This is a genomic window from Syntrophobacter fumaroxidans MPOB, assembly GCF_000014965.1.
In the GTDB taxonomy this organism is placed as follows: domain Bacteria; phylum Desulfobacterota; class Syntrophobacteria; order Syntrophobacterales; family Syntrophobacteraceae; genus Syntrophobacter; species Syntrophobacter fumaroxidans.
The window spans coordinates 459106-477493 of sequence record NC_008554.1; the positions used below are offsets into that span (position 1 = coordinate 459106).

The 18388-nt window shown below is 62.5% G+C and carries 13 protein-coding genes; 4 read left to right on the plus strand and 9 right to left on the minus strand.

Going from position 1 to position 18388, the window contains the following annotated elements; all coding sequences use genetic code 11:
• Position 1: 1 nt before the first annotated feature.
• From SFUM_RS01950 to SFUM_RS01990, 9 genes are all read right to left on the minus strand, one after another.
• Positions 2-727, minus strand: coding sequence for an ABC transporter ATP-binding protein (locus SFUM_RS01950; protein WP_011697256.1), 726 nt, complete (start codon positions 725-727; stop codon positions 2-4).
• Positions 728-745: 18 nt separating this feature from the next.
• Positions 746-2590: a branched-chain amino acid ABC transporter ATP-binding protein/permease gene (locus SFUM_RS01955; RefSeq protein WP_011697257.1), complete on the minus strand. Its 1845-nt coding sequence runs from the start codon at positions 2588-2590 to the stop codon at positions 746-748.
• 35 nt (positions 2591-2625) lie between these two features.
• Positions 2626-3507 (minus strand): branched-chain amino acid ABC transporter permease, encoded by an 882-nt coding sequence (locus tag SFUM_RS01960; protein ID WP_011697258.1) that lies wholly within the window; start codon positions 3505-3507, stop codon positions 2626-2628.
• A 223-nt stretch (positions 3508-3730) separates the two neighbouring features.
• Entirely contained in the window at positions 3731-4258 is a 528-nt protein-coding gene (locus tag SFUM_RS01965; RefSeq protein ID WP_011697259.1) for an indolepyruvate oxidoreductase subunit beta, read from the minus strand.
• 17 nt (positions 4259-4275) lie between these two features.
• The gene (locus SFUM_RS01970; RefSeq protein WP_011697260.1) at positions 4276-6126 is read right to left on the minus strand and encodes a thiamine pyrophosphate-dependent enzyme; all 1851 of its coding nucleotides are present in this window, start codon (positions 6124-6126) and stop codon (positions 4276-4278) included.
• Positions 6127-6874: 748 nt separating this feature from the next.
• Positions 6875-8386, minus strand: coding sequence for a succinyl-CoA:acetate CoA-transferase ScpC (scpC, locus tag SFUM_RS01975; protein ID WP_011697261.1), 1512 nt, complete (start codon positions 8384-8386; stop codon positions 6875-6877).
• A gap of 32 nt (positions 8387-8418) precedes the next feature.
• Positions 8419-9942, minus strand: coding sequence for a succinyl-CoA:acetate CoA-transferase ScpC (gene scpC, locus SFUM_RS01980; protein WP_011697262.1), 1524 nt, complete (start codon positions 9940-9942; stop codon positions 8419-8421).
• Positions 9943-10251: 309 nt separating this feature from the next.
• Positions 10252-12417, minus strand: coding sequence for an L-lactate dehydrogenase (quinone) large subunit LdhH (gene ldhH / locus SFUM_RS01985; RefSeq protein ID WP_011697263.1), 2166 nt, complete (start codon positions 12415-12417; stop codon positions 10252-10254).
• On the minus strand, positions 12414-12971 hold the full coding sequence (locus SFUM_RS01990) for a LutC/YkgG family protein (RefSeq protein ID WP_011697264.1): 558 nt from the start codon (positions 12969-12971) through the stop codon (positions 12414-12416). Before SFUM_RS01990 ends, ldhH begins: the two co-directional genes overlap by 4 nt.
• Before the next feature lie 269 nt (positions 12972-13240).
• Here SFUM_RS01990 and SFUM_RS01995 point away from each other — a divergent pair, with 269 nt between their 5' ends.
• The 4 genes from SFUM_RS01995 to SFUM_RS02010 all read left to right on the plus strand — a co-directional run bounded on the left by SFUM_RS01995 (position 13241) and on the right by SFUM_RS02010 (position 18331).
• Positions 13241-14623, plus strand: a complete 1383-nt coding sequence (locus tag SFUM_RS01995) for an FAD-binding oxidoreductase (RefSeq protein WP_011697265.1) — start codon at positions 13241-13243, stop codon at positions 14621-14623.
• A gap of 2 nt (positions 14624-14625) precedes the next feature.
• The gene (locus SFUM_RS02000) at positions 14626-15939 is read left to right on the plus strand and encodes a (Fe-S)-binding protein (protein ID WP_011697266.1); all 1314 of its coding nucleotides are present in this window, start codon (positions 14626-14628) and stop codon (positions 15937-15939) included.
• Between the two features lie 442 nt (positions 15940-16381).
• A complete protein-coding gene (locus SFUM_RS02005; RefSeq protein WP_041439593.1) occupies positions 16382-16921 on the plus strand; it encodes a hemerythrin domain-containing protein in 540 nt (179 codons plus the stop codon).
• Between the two features lie 219 nt (positions 16922-17140).
• Complete coding sequence (locus SFUM_RS02010; RefSeq protein ID WP_011697269.1) at positions 17141-18331, plus strand: HD domain-containing protein; 1191 nt, start codon at positions 17141-17143, stop codon at positions 18329-18331.
• Positions 18332-18388: the final 57 nt, after the last annotated feature.

Below are 18388 nucleotides of genomic sequence, written 5' to 3' on the forward strand. Positions count from 1 at the left end.
TCTACCTCTCCCATTTGTATTCGTAGTCTTTGCCGAGGTAAGCCCTCTGGACATCGTCGTGCTCCATAAGCTCATCGGCCCTGCCCGAGAGGACGATGCGCCCGGTCTCGAGGACGTACCCGCGTTCCGCCACGGCCAGCGCCCCCATGGCGTTCTGTTCGACCAGCAGAACGGTGGTGCCCTCACGATGCAACGCCTCGACGGTCCGGTAGATCTCCTCGACAATCAGGGGGGCCAGCCCCATCGACGGTTCGTCCAGGACGAGCAGTCGCGGCCGGGCCATCAGGGCGCGGCCGATGGAGAGCATCTGCTGCTCCCCGCCGCTGAGGGTTCCCGCCTTCTGCCTGCTGCGCTCCATCAGGACGGGAAACAGCTCGTAGATTTCCGCCAGCTTGGCGCGCACGTGCTTGAGACCGTAAAGGTACCCCCCCAGTTCGAGGTTCTCGAGCACCGTCATGTTCGGAAACAACTGCCGGGCTTCGGGCACCTGAACCAGCCCCATGCGGACGATGCGCTCGGGGCTGACTTTCAGGAGCGGCTCGCCCCTGAACAAAATCTCCCCTTCAAAGGGCCGGTTGATGCCGGACAGCGCCCGCAGGAGAGTGCTCTTGCCCGCGCCGTTGGCCCCGATCAGGGCGACGATCTCGTTTTCGGCCACGTGAAAACTGACCCGCCTCAGGACCTGGACCGAACCGTAGCGAACCGATAGACCCTTGACTCGAAGCAATGGATTGCGCCCTCCCTCCTACCTTCTTCTCGTTCCGAGGTACGCGGCGATGACGCGTGGATCCTGCCGGATTTCACGGGGAGGACCCGACGCGATGCGGTTCCCGTGCTGCAGCACTTCGATGCGATCCGAGAGCTGCATCACCACGTTCATGTCGTGCTCCACCAGCAACACCCCGATGCCGCGTTCGCGCAGGCCGGAGATGGTTTCGACCAGGACTTCGCTCTCCCGGGGATTGAGTCCTCCGACGGGTTCGTCGAGCAGGAGAATGGACGGGGAGAGCGCCAGCGCGCGGGCCAGTTCAAGGAGCTTCTGTTCCAGCAGGCTGAGCTGTTGGGCCGGGGAATGGGCCTTTTCCGCGAGGCCGAAATCGTCGAGATGCTCCAGTGCCCTGTCCCGCAGCACGGCCTCCTCCCGGCGTTCGGCCCGGGTGTGGAGATACCCGGCAAGGAACCCGGCGCGCCCCTGCAGGTGGTACCCGAGGAGCAGGTTGTCGAGCACGGTGAAATCCTGGAAAATCTGCACCGCCTGAAACGTGCGGCCGATGCCTTCCCTTGCCACGAGACAGGGGCTTTTCCCGATAAGGCTGCGGTCGCGGAGCAGGATTTGACCGTTTCGAGGCCGCAGCAGCCCCGAAACGACGTTGAGCAGCGTGGTCTTACCCGCGCCGTTGGGCCCGATAAGAGCCACCACCCGCCCCCCCGGGATGTCGAACCCGACCTGGTTGAGTGCCTGCAGGCCGCCGAAATCCAGGGAAATGTCGGATAGCTTCAGGGCGGGAAGGTCACCCTGCATTCCGGTCCCGGCCGGATGTCCTGCCGGGAACGGCGCGGAGACGATTCGTCCCCGGCCCGCCCGGACGGAGGCGGGCGGTCGATCCATCCCCGCGGGGCGAAGGATCGCCGTGCCTCCGGTCTTCAAGCGGGCCGAAAGAAGCGACTTCAGCGCGGGGAGCAACCCTTGGGGACAGAACACCAGCACGCCCATGAGGGTCAGTCCATAGAGCAGCACGTGCAGATCTTCGAAGTGGTGCAGGAATTCAGGGAGAGCGGTCAGCAGGATGGTCCCCGCGAGTCCTCCCCACAGGCTTCCCATGCCCCCCACGGCCACCATCGTGACAATCTGGACCGAGTAAAAGATGTCGAACGTCTTCGGGCTGATGAACGTGACGTAATGGGCGTAGGAGAAGCCGGCAACCGCGGCGTAAACCGTGCTAAGCACGAAGGTGACGATCTTGTAACGGCGGGCGGGGATCCCCAGCACCTCGGCGGTGAGCTCCTTTTGGTGAATCGCCTTGAGCGCCCTGCCGAGCCTCGAATCGAGCAGGTTCAGGGTCAGGGCGAAAGCGACCAGGAACAGGGTCCAGATGAAGACGTAAAATCTGAGGTCGGTGTTCAGCGCGAAGGAACCGAGCGCGAGCCTGGGAATACCGGAAAATCCCGATGGACCGCCGGTCACGCTTTCCATCTGATTGAAGCAGATGAAAACGATGATGTTGAAACCGAGCGTCGCCATCACCAGGTAATGGCCTTCGAGCTTCAGGGTGGGAAGCGCGAGCAGGAAGGCGATGACCGCGACGCTTGCCGCGGCGAAGGCGAGGGCCGCGAAAAGAGGCCACTGCCAGGTCGTGCTCGCGATGGCCGACAGGTAGGCCCCCAGGCCGTAAAACGCGGCGTGGCCCAGGGAAACCTGGCCGGTGGACGCGATGAGCAGGTTGAGACCCAGCACCACCATGGCATTGAGGGCCATGACGTTGCACAGCAGGAGCAGGTAGTCGTTGCGCATCACCAGGGGAAGCCCCCACAGCACGACGGCCAGTGGAAGCAATGCCCGCCATTGTCTCGGCACGATGATGAGATTCAATGACCGCTCCAACTCAGGTTAAGGCACACGACTCCCTACAGGCGGTGCACCCGGACGCTGCCGAAAAGCCCCGCCGGTCTTACGAAAAGGATCGTCAGGAGCACGAGAAAAGCAATGGCATCCTTGTAGGCCGAGGAGACGAGGCCGGCTCCGAAGGCTTCGAGGACCCCCAGCAGAAGTCCGCCCACCACCGCGCCCAGCGTGCTGCCGTAACCACCCAGAATGCCCGCCGCGAAGCCTTTGAGCCCGAGCATCAACCCGCCGTCGTAACTCATGCTCGTGATCGGGGTGATCAGTACGCCGGCCATGGCCCCGAGCGCTCCGCTGAGCGCAAAGGACAGCGCCACGAGGCGGCGCACGGAGATGCCGATCAGGACCGCTCCGAGGGAATTGTCCGCGACTCCGCGTATGGCTTTGCCCAGCAGGGTCCGGTGGAAGAACAGATATAGCAGGACGAGCGCCGCGAGCGAAAGTGCCATGATCCAAAGAGACTGAGGCAGTATGGCCGCGTTCAGGACGATGATCGGATCGTCGCCTCCGAACGACGGGAAGACATGCGAGCTTTTTCCCCAGAGCATCATGCTTGCGCCGCGAATGGCGATGGAGGCCCCGACGGTGATCATGATCAGCGTGAGAACGTCGCGATTCCTGGAAAGGCGGATCGGCCCGCGCTCGAGCGCCGTCCCGATGATGGCGACGGCGGCCGTGGAGAGCACGAAGGCCAGAGGCATGGGCAGGCCCATGACATTGTGCAGGGTGATGACGATCATCGCCCCGAGCATCACGAATTCGCCCTGGGCGAAATTGACCAGGCCCGTGGCGTTCTGAATCAGGCAGTACCCGAGTGCGATGAGGGCGTAGATACTCCCGTTGGTGACGCCGGATACGAAGAAATGAGGGATCAGTTGCCAGGGCATCCCGTTTGCCTTTGCGTAAAAATGGGGCCGTCATGCCGGCCGGGACCGTGGGGAAGGCCGACCTCCCTGATTTCCCCCGGCGCGGGAAGAGCAACGGCGGCTTTCCTGCTTCCTGCCGAATCTTGGGCCCATGACCGTCCGCGGAAATGACGACGACGCCTTTCCGGCATGATTGCCTTGCCCGTTCCGCGCCGGTTTCCCGGGCAATGGGAATCCCGTCCTTTCAGGGCGCCGAAGCGGCCTTCAGGCCGGCCCGAAATGCCGCCAGGGACGATTCGGTACGTTTGCCCCCGATGCGCGCGAGGGTTGTTTCGAGCTGTGCCGGGTCGCAGAAAAGCGCGCCGGAAGCGGCGGCAAACCCGAGCAACACCAGGTTGGCCGATACGGCCGAACCGAGCGACCCGGCAATGGCCGAGGCATCGAGCGATCCTTCCGCCGTAGTGCCCGACGCGTTGCAAAACGCCCGGCCGCCGGGTCTGAGAAAGAAGCCATGGGCGGCGAGGGCGTCCGGGTGCAACGCCAGGAGCACGTCCGCGTGCCCGGGACGCACCAGGGGACTGACCGGGGAAGTGCCGGACTGCTCGCGCGGCGCAACTTTCAGGTGGCTGATGACGTTGCCTCCTCGCTGGGCCATCCCGTGAGTCTCCGAAAGCAATACCGACCGGCCGGTGTCCACCGCGGTTTGCGCGAGGAGTTTCGTCACGAACAACACCCCCTGGCCTCCGATGCCGCTCACGATAATCTGTTGCATGTTCTTTCCTTCCCGTTTCAGTGTCCCTCGGAGACCGCCTCGAGTGCCCCGTGGGGACATACCCGCACGCATACTCCGCATCCCGAGCACAGGCTGTCATCAATGACGATGGGTTCCTTTTCGCCGCGCGGACGGAGGGCGGGGCATTCGAACTGCTTGACGCAAAAATCGCAGCCCTTGCATTTTTCATTGACCTCGATCCGCAGGCGCGGCCACGTGCGGGGCTGATTCCGGTCCATGAGGCAAGGACGCTTGGCGATCACCACAGCCACGCCCCCGTCCTCGGCGCCGGCATGCCGCCCGGCCGCTTTGAGCAGATCGAGGAACCGGTCGAAATCATAGGGATCGCCTTCGGCGACGGACCTTACCCCGCACGCTTTGGCAAGCTCCGCGATGGAAAGCCTCGGGACCGGGATGCCGTCGAGGTTCCGTCCCAGCGCGGGCGTGGGCTGGTGTCCGGTCATGGCCGTGGTGCTGTTGTCCAGGACCACCAGGACGAAGCGCGCCCCCTGTACGACGGCGTTCATCAAGGCCGGAACCCCGGCGTGAAAAAAGGTCGAATCCCCGATGGTGGCGCAGATCGGCGGCATGTCCCGGCGCGCCGAGCGATACGCGTGGTAGAACCCGGCGGCCTGGTTGATGGAGGCTCCCATGCACAGCACCGTGTCGACCACGCCCAGGTTGAGCCCCAGCGTGTAGCAGCCGATGTCGCCCGGGTAGATCCCCTTCGGGAAAGCTTTCTTGATGGCAAAGAAGGCGGCGCGGTGAGGGCATCCGGCGCACAGGGTGGGGCGCCGGCCTGGATATGCCGGCGGTTCCACGGGAGGCGACGGGTCAAGACCCAGGAAACTCCGAAGAATACCTTCCACCACCTCGGGCAGCAGCTCCCCGGCGGTCGGCACATGGCCCGTCGTCCGGCCGAAAATCTTCTCGCGGTTCTGAAGCTGCAGTTCGATGACCGGGTCGGTTTCCTCGAGGATCAGTATCCTGTCGTAGCTCGACAGCAGGTCGTCCCGGAAAGACTCGGGAAGAGGGTAGGGCATGGGCAGACGGTAGAACGGCACCCGATCCCAGAGGCCGAGCTCGCCCAGGATCTCCTGCGCGTGCGCCGTGACCACGCCCGAGCCGACGATGCAGGCCCGCCCGCCGTCTCGGGTTCCGGGCCCCAGCGCGTCGCCGTTCACGAGCTGCGGGGCGCAGTCGGGGTCCCGGGAAATCCGGGCCAGCTTCTCGTTGAGCTGACGATGCAGGACCAGCCTGAATTTCGGCGTCGCCGCCCAGCGTCCGGGATTCTTCTCGAACAAAGGAAACTGCTTCGGGTGGGGGACCGGGCGGAGGTCCATGTCCTGGCGGGCATGGCACACCCTCGTGGTCGGCCGCAGCATGACCGGGATTTCATGTTTCTCGGACAGGGCACAGGCCCGGCGGGCATACTCGCGGGCCTCCTCCGGGGAAGACGGGTCAAACACGGGGATTTTCGCCACCATGGCGATGAGACGGCTGTCCTGCTCGGTCTGGGAGCTGTGCGGCCCCGGGTCGTCGGCGGAGATGAGGACGAAACCGCCTTTCACCCCGGTATAAGCTGCGCTCATGAGAGGGTCCGCGGCGACGTTCAGGCCCACCTGCTTCATGATCGTCGCGGAACGCCTGCCGGTGTAACTGTTGGCGAGCGCCACTTCGAAGGCGGCCTTTTCGTTGATGGACCATTCGAGGTGGAGGTCGAGCTTGTGCCGTTCCTTGAGGCTCGCAAGGGCGCGCAGGATCTCCGAGGCGGGCGTTCCGGGATAGGACGCCGCCATCGTGCATTCCGCCTCCAGCAAGCCGAGCGCGATCGCTTCATTTCCCAATAATATGCTGCGTTCCGTCAATTTACGCTCCTTGCACGTCGGGAACATCCGAGAAGCGGGGTGGGCACTCCCTTCAGCCGTGCCGCCCCGAAAGAAAACCTGATCGAGCCGCGATTCCCGCCCCACGGCCATTCGTCGTCCAACCCGCGCAAGCGTTCGGAAAAGTCAAAAAAAGAGCCGCGAAGTGCACAGCCTCCACGGCTTCGTTTGAATCTTGAGCCTGCCCGGCAGTGGACAACCTTCCCCTGCGGCAACTCCGGCCATTGCCGGCCGGGGTGCCATCGCAACCTGGTCGCGATCATTTTTCTCTGCATTGTCCACCTATTAACAAAGCCTCCGGTAACGGTCAAGCAAGAATCATCAACAATCATCGGGCGCATCGCCCACGGTCGGCATGGCGGGACGCCCCGTCCGCGCATCCCATGGATTGCTTATGCAATCGGCGATGAAACATCGCCCGCCAGGCATGAAAACCGGTCTTTTCAAGGTCATGTTCATGTGGCGGACGAACGGGCAAGGCAGATAAACAGCTCATTGCCCATGGTGCCGGCGACACCGGCAAAGCAGAAAAACAGGTATTTTCCAGGTGAAGAGGAGGACGGCGCTCCTTCCCGGTCAACGCGCGGGCGGCATCGTCCGAAGGTGGAACGGGCGCGGACGGACGCGGCCCCCGCGCACGATTCTTTCTTGGCATCGGGTACGGGTGGGGGGGGCCCCCATCGGTCCCGCGCCCAGGAAGGGTCCGACCCTTGAATCCGAGCTCCGCCGCCTACTCCGTGACGCCCGAGAGATCGAGATCCGGCAGCATGGCCCCATGATCCATCAAGTTGCTGTGCAGCTCGAAGCAGTCCTCGAGATTGTGCCGAATGTGACCGATCCGGGACTTCTCGATGTACCGGTACAGGTAATCCTTGTACAACGGGTGGGCGCACTTCTCGATAATGGTTCGGGCGCGCTGCATGGGGCCGAGTCCCCGCAGGTCGGCCAGCCCCCGGTCGGTGACGACCACCTGCACCGAGTGCTCGTTGTTGTCGATGTGAGGGCACATGGGCACCACGGAGGAAATCCTGCCGCCCTTTGCGATGGACGGGCACATGAAAAGGGACAGGTAGCTGTTGCGCGTGAATTCGGCGCTGCCGCCTATGCCGTTCATGATGTCGGTTCCGTACAGGTGCGAGGAATTGACGTTGCCGTAGATATCGAATTCGAGCGCGGTGTTCATGGAAATGACTCCCAGCCTCCGGATTGCGCCGGGATGATTGGAGATTTCCTGCGGACGCAGAACGATTTTCGACACGAAATAGTCCATGTTGGCATAAATTCGGCCGAGCACCTCGGGAGTGATGGTGAGCGCGGTCGTGCTGGCGGCCAGGACTTTGCCGTTTTGCATCAGGTCGACCAGGGAGTCCTGAAACACCTCGGTGTACATCTTGAACGGGGGGATGTAGGGGTTTTCCCCCAGGGCGGCCATCACGCTGTTCGCCACGTTGCCGACCCCGGCCTGCAGGGGCAGGAACTCGTTGGGGATCCGGCCCGCGAGCATCTCGTCCAACAGGAACCGCACCACGTGTTCCGCAATCTTGTGGCTGCGGGGATCGCCCGCGGTGAACTTCGGCACCCGGTCGGGTTCGTCCGTTTCCAGGACGGCGATGACCTTCCGGGGATCAACGACCGCGTACGGGTAGCCGACCTTGGTCAGGGGGTCGTGGAGCGGCAGCGGACTGCGGTGAGGCGGACGCGCCATGATGAGGATGTCGGTCATCTCCCGCAGCCGCGGCGAATGGTGATGGTTGATTTCGATGATCACCTTGTCGGCGTATTTCAGGTAGGTGGGAGAGGCTCCGATGGAGGACGTCAGGTACACCCGGCCGTCGCTCGTGATCTCGGTGGCCTCGACCACCGCAAAATCCAGCCTGCCCTGGAACCCGGAGAGAACCGTCTGGGGCAGGTGAGACAGATGCATGTCCACGTACTCGACTTCCTGGCTGTTGATCTGCTTGCGCAGCCGCGGACCGCTCTGGTACGGCGCGCGGTAGGAAATGGCCTGTGCCTGTGCCAGCGGTTCGTCGATGCTTTCCCCGCTCGAAGCCCCCGTCAGCACGCGGATCTTCAACGGATCGCCCTTTTCGTGCACGGCCCTGGCCCGAGCCGCCAGCGCGCGCGGCACGATCTTGGCCGCCCCGGCGTTCGTGAACCCGCTGAACGCCACCGTCGCGCCGTGAAAGATATGAGAAACGGCTTCTTCCGGGCTGGGTTTGGGATAGGAACCCACGATAGACATGGTGTTTCTCCTTAGGATATCTGTCCGGACGATCAGACGGCGTCCGTGATTTCCGACAATTTAAGATCCGGCAGCATGGCTCCGTGCTCCATCAGGTTCCTGTGCAATTCGTAGCACTTCCTGAGGTTGTGACGGATGTGGCCGACCTTGGAATCCCTGATGTACGCGTGGAGGTAGTCGCGGTAAACCGGGTGGGCACACTGGTCGATGATGAGTTTCGCCCGCTGCATGGGTCCCAGGCCCCGCAGATCCGCGAGGCCCTGGTCGGTGACGACGACCTGCACCGAATGCTCGTTACTGTCGATGTGCGGACACATCGGGACCACGGAGGAGATTCTCCCGTTCCTGGATATGGACGGGCACATGACCATGGAAAGATAGCTGTTGCGGGTGTATTCGCCGCTCCCGCCGATTCCGTTGATGATGTCCGTCCCGTACACGTGGGAAGTGTTGACGTTGCCGTAAATGTCCACCTCGATGGCCGCGTTCATCGCGATCACCCCGAGGCGGCGGATCACGCCGGCGTCGTTGGAGATCTCCTGGGGGCGGAGCACCAGCCGCGGCACGAAATAGTCCATGTTGTCATAGATGCGCCGCAGGACAGCCGGGGTCAGGGTGAGGCTGGTGGCGCTCGCCGCTTCGAGCTTGCCCTGCTCCATGAGCTCCACCAGGGCGTCCTGGAAGACCACGGTGTACATCTTGAACGGAGGGATGTACGGGTTCCTCCCCAGGGCCGCCATGACGCTGTTGGCCATGTTCCCCACACCGGCCTGAAGCGGCAGGAATTCTTTCGGGATATGGCCGGTGATCATTTCGCCGAACAGGAACTTGACCACGTGTTCGGCAATGCGCTCGGACTTCCGGTCCGGGCCCGTATAGGGCCTCACCGCATCCGGTTCGTTCGTTTCGACCACGCCGACGATTTTCTTGGGGTCCACCAGGGCGTATGGGTAGCCGATCTTGGTGAGAGGATCGTGGATGGGGATGGGGTTTCTGCGCGGCGGAGGCGGCAGAGTGGTGATGTCGGCGATTTCGGGCAGCCGCATGGAATGATACCGGTTGATTTCCAGGATGATGCGGTCCGCGTATCGAAGATAGGTGGGCGAGGCCCCGATGGAGGAAGACAGGTAAACGCGGCCGTCCCGCGTGACCTCGGTGGCCTCGATGATCCCGTAGTCGAGCCTGCCGAAGAAACCGGCCGCGAGAACCTGTGGGGCATGCGCCAGGTGCATGTCCACGTATTCCACTTCCTGCCGGTTGATCTGCTTGCGAAGGGTCGGAGAACTCTGGTACGGAGCTCTCCAGGTGATCGCCTCGGCCATCGCCAGCTCTTCATCGATATTGTTGCCGCTCGAAGATCCGGTCAGGACGCGGATTTTGAAGGGAGCGCCGCTCTCGTGCAACTGGCGGGCCCGGGCGGCGATCGCCCCGGGCACGACCTTGGCCGCGCCGGCGTTGGCAAATCCGCTGAAAGCCACCGTGGCTCCGTTGGAAATCAGAGCCGCGGCTTCTTCAGGGGTGAGCTTGGGGAAAGGGCATGAACTCGAATTCGGCATCTTGGCATTCTCCTGGTTGAGACAGCTTGGAAAAAGTCACGGCCTTCGGCGTTGCCTGCCGCCCGGGATCAAACCTCCGGCCGCCGGGCATGCCTCCGGCGTATCCGCTGCTCCTGCCGCAAGGTCCCTCTCCTTACCCTCCTTCGGAAAAGGCCCGAACGGCATTCTCCTCCCTTCATCGAGGGGGTACGGCCCGCACACGCACGGCGAATCCGGGCCCCTCCCGTTCCCCCTTCGGCACAATAGCTCGAAAAAACCGGTTCCTTGAAGGACCACAACCGTTCAACAGCTCGCGCACCGCGCAGTATATCAACTTTTTCGGGCGTCGGCCACGGCTTCGGCGATGTGTTTCACCTCGACCTTCGGCCCTTCCCGTTTGTCCATCCCGCCGCGAAGTTGCAGGACGCAACCCGGGCAGTCGGTGACCAGCAGCTCCGCGCCGCTGCTCGTCACGATATCGAGCTTGCGTTTCAGCAACTCGGCCGAGATCATCGGGAAATCCAGGGAATACGACCCGCCGAAGCCGCAGCACACGTCCTCGTCCTTGCACCGGACGTACTCGAAGCCGGCAGCGGCGAGCAGTTCCCGGGGTTCGCGGGTCACACCCAGCCCTCGGCACAAATGGCACGGGGAATGGTAGGCGACCTTGCGCCCTCCGCCCTGGAACGACCCGGGTTCGACATGGAGGACATGGATCATGAAGGAGCTGAAATCGATCACCCTGGCCGCAAATTGCCGGGCCTTCGCTGACATCCGCGCGTCCGACGCCAGAAGCCTCGGGTAGTTCTCGCGCAGGTGCGAGCCGCACGAGGCGCACAGCGTCAGGATGTGGTCGTAACGGTCCGGGTCCATGGCCCGCAGGTTTTGCGCGGCCACCCGGCGCGCGGTTTCGTCTTCTGCCGTCATCTTTGCGGGCAGGCCGCAACAGGTCTGGCCCATGGGGTATTCGAGCCGGATTCGACGGCCTTCGAGCAGACGGATAAGCGCCTCGGCCTGTTCCGGATAGGCGAAATCCACCAGGCATCCCCCGAAAAGCCCCACCCGGAGGCGGGGGTTCGGCACGGGCGGGTTGATCTTTTCCCACCGGTCCCTGAGAGGCGTCGCGACAATGGCCGGCAGACTGCGGAAGCCGTGTTCCCCGGAAAAGAACAAGGGCAGGTGTCTCAGCATGGGCCGGCCGCGAGTCAGCGGCTGCTGAGCGAGGTAGGCTCGACGCAGGAGAAAATGGAACAGCGGGCGATCTTTGAGCACCCGGCCGAGAAGCCTGTTCTTCAGCGGTTTGCCGCCCTCGATCCGAAGTATCTTTCCGTACACTTCCTTGATCAGCCGGGGCAGGTCGATCCCGGCCGCGCAGACCGCCTTGCAGGCCTGGCAGTTCAGGCAGTTCCGGACAATGGTGCGGGCGTTCTCCCGCCCGTGATAGAAAAAGGTCAGAATCAGCCCGATGGCCCCAATGTAAACGTGCCCGTAGTTGTGGCCTCCGATCAGCTTGTAGATGGGGCATACGTTCGCACAGGCGCCGCACCGGATACACCGGAGCGCTTCGGCGAACAGGGGATCCCGGGCCAGGGCGAGCCTGCCGTTGTCGAGAAAGACGATGTGCGTTTCCTTCCGGCCTCCCGGCGCCGGAGGGCATTCCACGGCGCCGGTGATCCACGTGACGTAGGTCGAAATGACCTGTCCCGTGGCGTTGCGCGGCAGAGCCCGGAGGATGCGCAGGGCGGATTCGAGGTCCGGCACCAGTTTGTCAAACCCGACCAGAGCCACGTGTACGCGGGGCAGAGTCGTCACCAGGCGCCCGTTGCCTTCGTTGGTGACCAGGCCGATGGTGCCCGAATCGGCGATGGCGAAGTTGGCCCCGCTGATGCCCATGTCCGCCTCGAGGAAAGCCTGTCTCAACTCGCGACGGGCCACTTTGACCATGCCGTCGATGTCGTCCGGGTCCATCGGACGTCCCGTCACGCGCCGAAACAGTTCGGCGACCTCGCGGCGCGACAGGTGAATGGCCGGCATGACCATGTGCGACGGGCCCTCCCCGCGAAGCTGGATGATCCATTCGCCCAGGTCCGTCTCCGTCACCTTGAACCCGTCTTTTTCCAGGCGATCGTTGAGGAAGGTCTCTTCGGCGGTCATGGACTTGCCTTTGACGATCCGGGTCACGCCGCTCTCCCGCGCGATGCCGGCGATGAGCGCGTTGGCCTCGAGCGCCGTGCGCGCCCGGTGCACTTTCATGCCCGCCGCTTCGGCGTTCGTCTTGAACCGGGCGTAGAGCTCCTCGAGGTAAGGTATGCACGCGTCCTTGGACCGGGCGATTTCCTCGACCAGTGCCTCCACGTCGATTCCTTCGAAGGCGTTGGCGCGGGAAACGGGGTAGGCCGCGGCGAAATTCTCCAGGGTGGTCGCGAGGAACCGGTTCTTCAGCGCGCGCCGCACCTGCGCCTTGTATTCTTTCATATTCCGGGGTGTGGTGATCATGAACCGTTGTCCTCCAGGATAAGGATATGCAGCTCTTGGGGACCGTGGACCCCAACGGTGAGGACCCTCTCGATATCCGCGGTGCGGCTCGCCCCGCTGATAAAGGCAAGGTAGGAAGGGCGGCCCCGCAGCATGCGGCCGAGCTCCGGTTCGAGGTCGAAAGCCGTGGCGCGGAGCCTGGACGCGGGCAGGATCGCCACATGCGTTTCGACCAGCATGGTGGCGATGCGGATGTCCTCGGCGGACGAATCGAGCACCAGGGTCGCCGTTTCGGCGATACCCCAGTCCGCTTCGGTCAGCCCGGTGTGAAGGCCGCTCAGACGCTGTCGCAGGCCGCCGGTCAGCAGTTCGATGTCCCTCCCGGCGCACAGCGTCGCCAGGTCCGACAACCGGTCGTCGGGCAGCCCCGGCGCGGCGATGCTCCTTCCGCCCTGCCTTGCGGTGAGATCGACGGCATACCGCATCGCGGCATCGAACGACCCGATCTCCAGTGCAACCGACTGGACGGCCGCGGCCCTTTCCTTCAGCTTTGCGATCAGTTCCCCTCTGTCCATGGTTTTTGTCCCTTCGTGGCAACGCGCAGGCAGGTCGATTTCATTGCTTCGGCAATATCCATTTCAGAACATGCGCCGGAAGTAAAGTCAAAACAAGGATACAGCTCCCGCGCGGGCGCGGCTCACCTCCAATGCCGGTTCGACGGTTCCGTGCCGGGCGTCGTTCCATCAGGAAATGCGGGGCCTTGCGTATTGGGACATTGAGATATTTCCAGGAGCAAGTAGAATTGCCTGAAACGGTCTCGCAAACCGGACCGGAGGGAGGCGCCATGATAGGCCGTGCCTTGATCGCCGAATTCGAAAAGCTGTTGGGCAGGGACAATGTATTCGCCGACGAAGCGGACCGGCATACCTATTCCTACGATGCCGCCGTCCTCGACCCGGTCCTTCCCGCCCTGGTGGTGAGACCGACCTCCAGCGAGGGCCTCGGGCGCTCGGTGCGCCTTTGCGGCGAAAACGCTCTGCCTGTCACCGTGCGGGGCGCCGGCACCAACCTGAGCGGCGGGACGATCCCGGCCCGCGGCGGGGTCGTGATCGTGACCAACGGTCTGAACCGGATCCTCGAAATCAATGAAGCCGATCTTTACGCCGTGGTCGAGCCCGGCGTGGTTACGGCCAGGTTCGCTGCGGCGGTGGAATCCCGGGGGCTGTTCTACCCGCCCGACCCCGGCAGCCAGGCGGTATCGACCCTGGGCGGGAACGTCGCGGAGAACGCGGGTGGATTGAGGGGGCTGAAATACGGGGTGACCGGCGATTACGTGCTGGGGCTCAGCTTTTTTGACGCCAACGGTGAAATCGTGAAGACCGGGGCGCGCACGGTCAAGTGCGTCGCCGGCTACAACCTGGCCGGGCTCATGGTGGGGTCCGAGGGGACGCTGGGAGTGTTCGACCGTATCATTTTGAAACTCATACCGATCCCTGCGGCCCGGAAGGCCATGCTGGCCGTTTTCGACGATATCGCCAAGGCCTGCGAGGCCGTGTCCGGCATTATCGCCGACAAGATCGTCCCCGCCACCCTCGAGCTCATGGACAACTTCACCATCCGCGCGGTGGAGGACTACGGTCATGCGGGACTTCCCGTGGACGCCGCGGCTCTGCTGTTGATCGAAGTGGACGGGCACGCGGCCCAGGTGGAAGAGGACGCCTCCAGGGTTGAAGCCGTCTGCCGCGGCCGGGGGGCCATGTCCTTGCGTGTTGCCCGCACCGCCGCCGAACGGGACAAGGTCTGGGAGGCGCGCCGCGCCGCCCTCTCGGCCCTGGCCAAGCTGAAGCCGACCGTGGTCCTGGAGGACGCCACGGTGCCGCGCAGCAAGATCCCGGCAATGATGAACAGCCTGGAGGCCATCGCCTCGCGCTACCGCTTGACCATCGGGACGTTCGGCCACGCGGGCGACGGCAACCTGCACCCGACCATCCTCACCGACCGCCGCGACCGGGCGGAATGGAGTCGCGTGGAAGCCGCCATCGACGCGATCTTCGATGAGGCTCTCAAGCTCGGCGGGACGCTCTCGGGCGAACACGGCATCGGCCTCGCCAAGTCCCGCTTCCTGGAAAAGGAGACCAGCCGGGCGACCATCCTGTATTCGCGCCGCATCAAGACAGCACTGGATCCGAAAAACATTCTGAATCCCGGCAAGATCATTGGAGAATGACGATGCGATCGATGAAACACCTGGCGTTGCTCCTCAGGGAAGTCGAAGATCAACTGGTGGTGTGCATGCGATGCGGTATGTGCCAGTCGGTGTGCCCCCTGTTTGCCGAAACGGGCAGGGAATCGGACGTCGCGCGCGGAAAACTGGCACTCCTGGACGGACTGATGCAGGAGATGTTCAAGGATCCGGCGGGGGTGAGCGATCGATTGAACCGCTGCCTGCTGTGCGGTTCGTGCGCCGCCAATTGTCCGAGCGGGGTCAGGGTGCTCGACATCTTTATCAAGGCGCGGGCCATTCTCGGCGGGTACATGGGGCTCTCGCCCCTGAAAAAACTCTTATTCCGGCAGATGCTGGCGCGCCCCGCCTTGTTTGACCGTATCGTGGAGATGGGGTCCAGGTTCCAGTCCCTGTTCATCCGATCGGTGGACGACCTGCTCGGGACGTCGTGCGCGCGCTTCCAGTCGCCGCTGGGAGAGCGGCATTTCAAGGCGCTCGCCGCGGTGCCGCTGCATGTGCGCACACCGGCGCTGAACGCGCCCGCGGGCGGGTCGGGCATCAAGGTCGGGGTGTTCGTGGGCTGCCTGGTGGACAAGGTGTTTCCCGAAGTGGGCGAAGCCGTTCTGAAGGTATTGAGACATCACGAAGTGGGTGTGTTCATGCCCGATGGACAGGCCTGCTGCGGGATTCCCGCCCTGTCGTCCGGGGATCTCGAAAGCTATCGCGCCCTGGTGCGGCACAACCTGTCCAGATTCGCACCGGGAGAGTTCGATCACCTGATCACGCCGTGTGCCACGTGTACCTCAACGATCCGGAAAATCTGGCCTCTGATGGCCGGCGATTTGAGCGCGGAGGAACGGGAACGGGTTCGGTTGCTGTCGGAAAAGACGCTGGACGTGTCCCAATTCCTGGTCGATGTGCTCCATGCAGCCTTGGCCGAGGGGGCGGAGGAAACCGGGGAGCGGCGCCTGATCACCTACCACGACCCGTGTCATCTCAGGAAATCCCTGGGGGTGTACGCTCAACCCCGGTCCCTGATCCGGGCCAATCCGCGCTATGCATTCAGGGAAATGGCCGAACCGGACCGCTGCTGCGGCTGCGGGGGCAGTTTCAACCTGCAGCACTACGAGCTCTCCGCCGCCATCGGCAGGCGCAAGCGGGACAACATTGCGGCTTCCGGCTGTTCCGAGGTGGCCACGGGATGCCCCGCGTGCATGCTCCAGCTCTCGGACATGCTGTCCCGGGCCGGTGACCGGGTTCGGGTCCGGCACGTTGTGGAGGTCTATGCCGAAGCCCTGGATGACAACCGACAATCCTGAAACCCCCTGACGCCCGGGCGACTTGCCATGGGCAATTGTTTTCAGGATGGGTGCATCCTGAAACCCCCTGACGCCCGGGCGACTTTCGAAGCAGCTTTACAGGCAGCCCCCGAAAATCATCTGCATGTTGCGCTCCTTGACACGGGCAACAGTCCCTTCACGCATCGTGTTCGAAGGCAGGCTCCGAAACGCATCTGCGTGTCGTTCTTCGATTGCGGCAAAAGGCCGATGACCGGGTGCAGCCGTCCGGCGGCGCCCGGGGCGCGAACAACCGGCTGCGGTGAGTCGCAATGACCGCGATCCCGGCTTGCGGACGGGCGTGCGATGCCAGGTCGCGATGTTGCGCGATGCCGTCGTTCGACTTATGCTGAATATTGTGCGGACAATTGCGCGGAAAGAACTCAACTCAATGGAATTTAACAGGGAAAGGGGATGATTCTTCATGAAACCGATCGGCCCGATGATGTGGGAGCACCGCCTGATCGAACAGATGCTGCGCGTGTGTGAAAAAGAGATAGAAAAAGTTAAGGAATCCAATAAATTGGATGTCATTTTCATCGATGCGGTCGTCGACTTCATCCGGACCTACGCGGACCGGACTCATCACGGGAAGGAGGAGGATATCCTTTTCCGCGACCTGGAGAAAAAGCAGCTTTCGCCGGAGCACGCCCGGATCATGAAGGAACTGGTCGATGAACATGTCCATTCACGGGAGACCGTGAAGCAACTGGTCGAGGCCAAGGAAAGGTATCTCAGGGGCGAGGGCACCGCCCGGGAGGTTGTCGCTCATCTCGAAGCGTTGGCCCGGTTTTACCCGTTGCACATCGAAAAGGAGGACAAGCACTTCTTCCACCCCTGCATGGAGTACTTCACGAAAGAGGAGCAGGACAGGATGCTCGCCGAGTTCTATGAGTTCGACAGAAAGATGATTCACGAAAAATATCGGGACGTTGTTGAACGAATGGAGGCTCGGGGCGCGTAAGTGCCCCTGCGGCCGGATCGCTTCCGGGCTGGGGCGAAGCAGGCGGACCGCCGGTTGTGTGAAAATGCCGTCGGCTCGGCAAAATTTCATGACTGGTTGTGAGAAGCCCCGGCACATGGAAAATGTGAAAAGTGTAGGTTTGACCCCAGCCTTTCACCCAAATTTTGCCACTGTCCTCCCGCCGTTTCTGGTAGACTTGCCCGTGCGAGGAGACCGTGCATGATCAGGAAAGGATTGATCGACAAGCTTTTCGAGGCCGCCAGCATTCAAAGATGGAACGATCACGTGCGCCCGGTCGAGTTCACGGAGCTCGACAAGCAGGCCCACAAAATGATCATCGCCTACGTCCTGGGAAAGCTGGAAGAAGGGCAACGGCTGGCTCGAATCGACTGGCGAAAGCTCATCGAGGGGGGGATCTTCGAATTTCTTCACAGGGTGATCCTGACGGATATAAAGCCGCCCGTGTTTCACAAGATGATGAGCAAGAAAGGCGCGGAAATCAATGCGCACGTGTGCCGCAAGCTGGAGCAGGACGTTCGGGACATCGGGGGGGATTTCGCGGAAAAGCTCAAGTCCTATCTCTTCGATCGCGATTACAGCCCGTTTGAAAAGCGGCTGCTCAAGGCCGCCCACTACCTGGCCACCAACTGGGAGTTTCAAATCATCTACAGTGCCGCCCCCTTCATCTACGGAATTGAGAAAACCAAGGAGGAAATCGAAAACCAGATCGAAGACCACTACGATCTGATCGGCGTTCAGAAAATCTCCTTGCGGAAGAAATCCTTCGGCTTCATCGACCTGTGCGGTCAGCTGAGATTTCAGCAGCGCTGGGCCCACTCTCCCCGGGTGCCCAAGACCTCGGTGCTTGGCCACGTGTTGATCGTGGCCATGCTCTGCTATTTCCTCTCGGTCGAAATCGACGCCTGTGACAGAAGAGTCTACAACAACTTCTTTGCGGGACTGCTGCACGATCTTCCCGAAGTGCTGACCCGGGACATTATCCATCCGGTGAAAAGGTCGGTGGAAGGGCTGGAGGAGATTGTAAAGGAATATGAAGAAATCCAACTTGAAGAAAAAATACTTCCCTTGCTGCCCTCTTCCATGAGAGAAGAAATAGTGTATTTTCTTCAAGACGAATTCAAAAACAAGATCATCGATGCCGGGGCGGTCAAGAAGGGCGTATCCGGGGAGACCATGGACGCGTGCAACAGCGATGCGTATTCTCCGTTGGATGGAGAGATCATCGAGGTGTGTGATAAGCTGGCCGCGTTCATCGAAGCCTCTCTCTCGATTCAGCACGGCATCAAATCGCACCAGCTTGAAGAAGGAAAGCGGTTCTCATATGAGAACTACCGGGACAAGCGGGTGGGGAAATTGCGTTTCGGATACCTGTTTGATTATTATAATTGATTTCGCATATTGAGATTTTCCGGTCCGTCCGAACCACGCGGCATGGAGCGCAGTAAC

What these genes read in the sequence shown, in the direction of transcription:
- SFUM_RS01960 (WP_011697258.1), bottom strand. Translation starts at nt 3,507, where the DNA reads ATGCCCTGGCAACTGATCCCTCATTTCTTCGTATCCGGCGTCACCAAC.
- SFUM_RS01965 (WP_011697259.1), bottom strand. Translation starts at nt 4,258, where the DNA reads ATGCAACAGATTATCGTGAGCGGCATCGGAGGCCAGGGGGTGTTGTTC.
- scpC (WP_011697261.1), bottom strand. Translation starts at nt 8,386, where the DNA reads ATGTCTATCGTGGGTTCCTATCCCAAACCCAGCCCGGAAGAAGCCGTT.
- scpC (WP_011697262.1), bottom strand. Translation starts at nt 9,942, where the DNA reads ATGCCGAATTCGAGTTCATGCCCTTTCCCCAAGCTCACCCCTGAAGAA.
- ldhH (WP_011697263.1), bottom strand. Translation starts at nt 12,417, where the DNA reads ATGATCACCACACCCCGGAATATGAAAGAATACAAGGCGCAGGTGCGG.
- SFUM_RS01990 (WP_011697264.1), bottom strand. Translation starts at nt 12,971, where the DNA reads ATGGACAGAGGGGAACTGATCGCAAAGCTGAAGGAAAGGGCCGCGGCC.
- SFUM_RS01995 (WP_011697265.1), top strand. Translation starts at nt 13,241, where the DNA reads ATGATAGGCCGTGCCTTGATCGCCGAATTCGAAAAGCTGTTGGGCAGG.
- SFUM_RS02000 (WP_011697266.1), top strand. Translation starts at nt 14,626, where the DNA reads ATGCGATCGATGAAACACCTGGCGTTGCTCCTCAGGGAAGTCGAAGAT.
- SFUM_RS02005 (WP_041439593.1), top strand. Translation starts at nt 16,382, where the DNA reads ATGAAACCGATCGGCCCGATGATGTGGGAGCACCGCCTGATCGAACAG.
- SFUM_RS02010 (WP_011697269.1), top strand. Translation starts at nt 17,141, where the DNA reads ATGATCAGGAAAGGATTGATCGACAAGCTTTTCGAGGCCGCCAGCATT.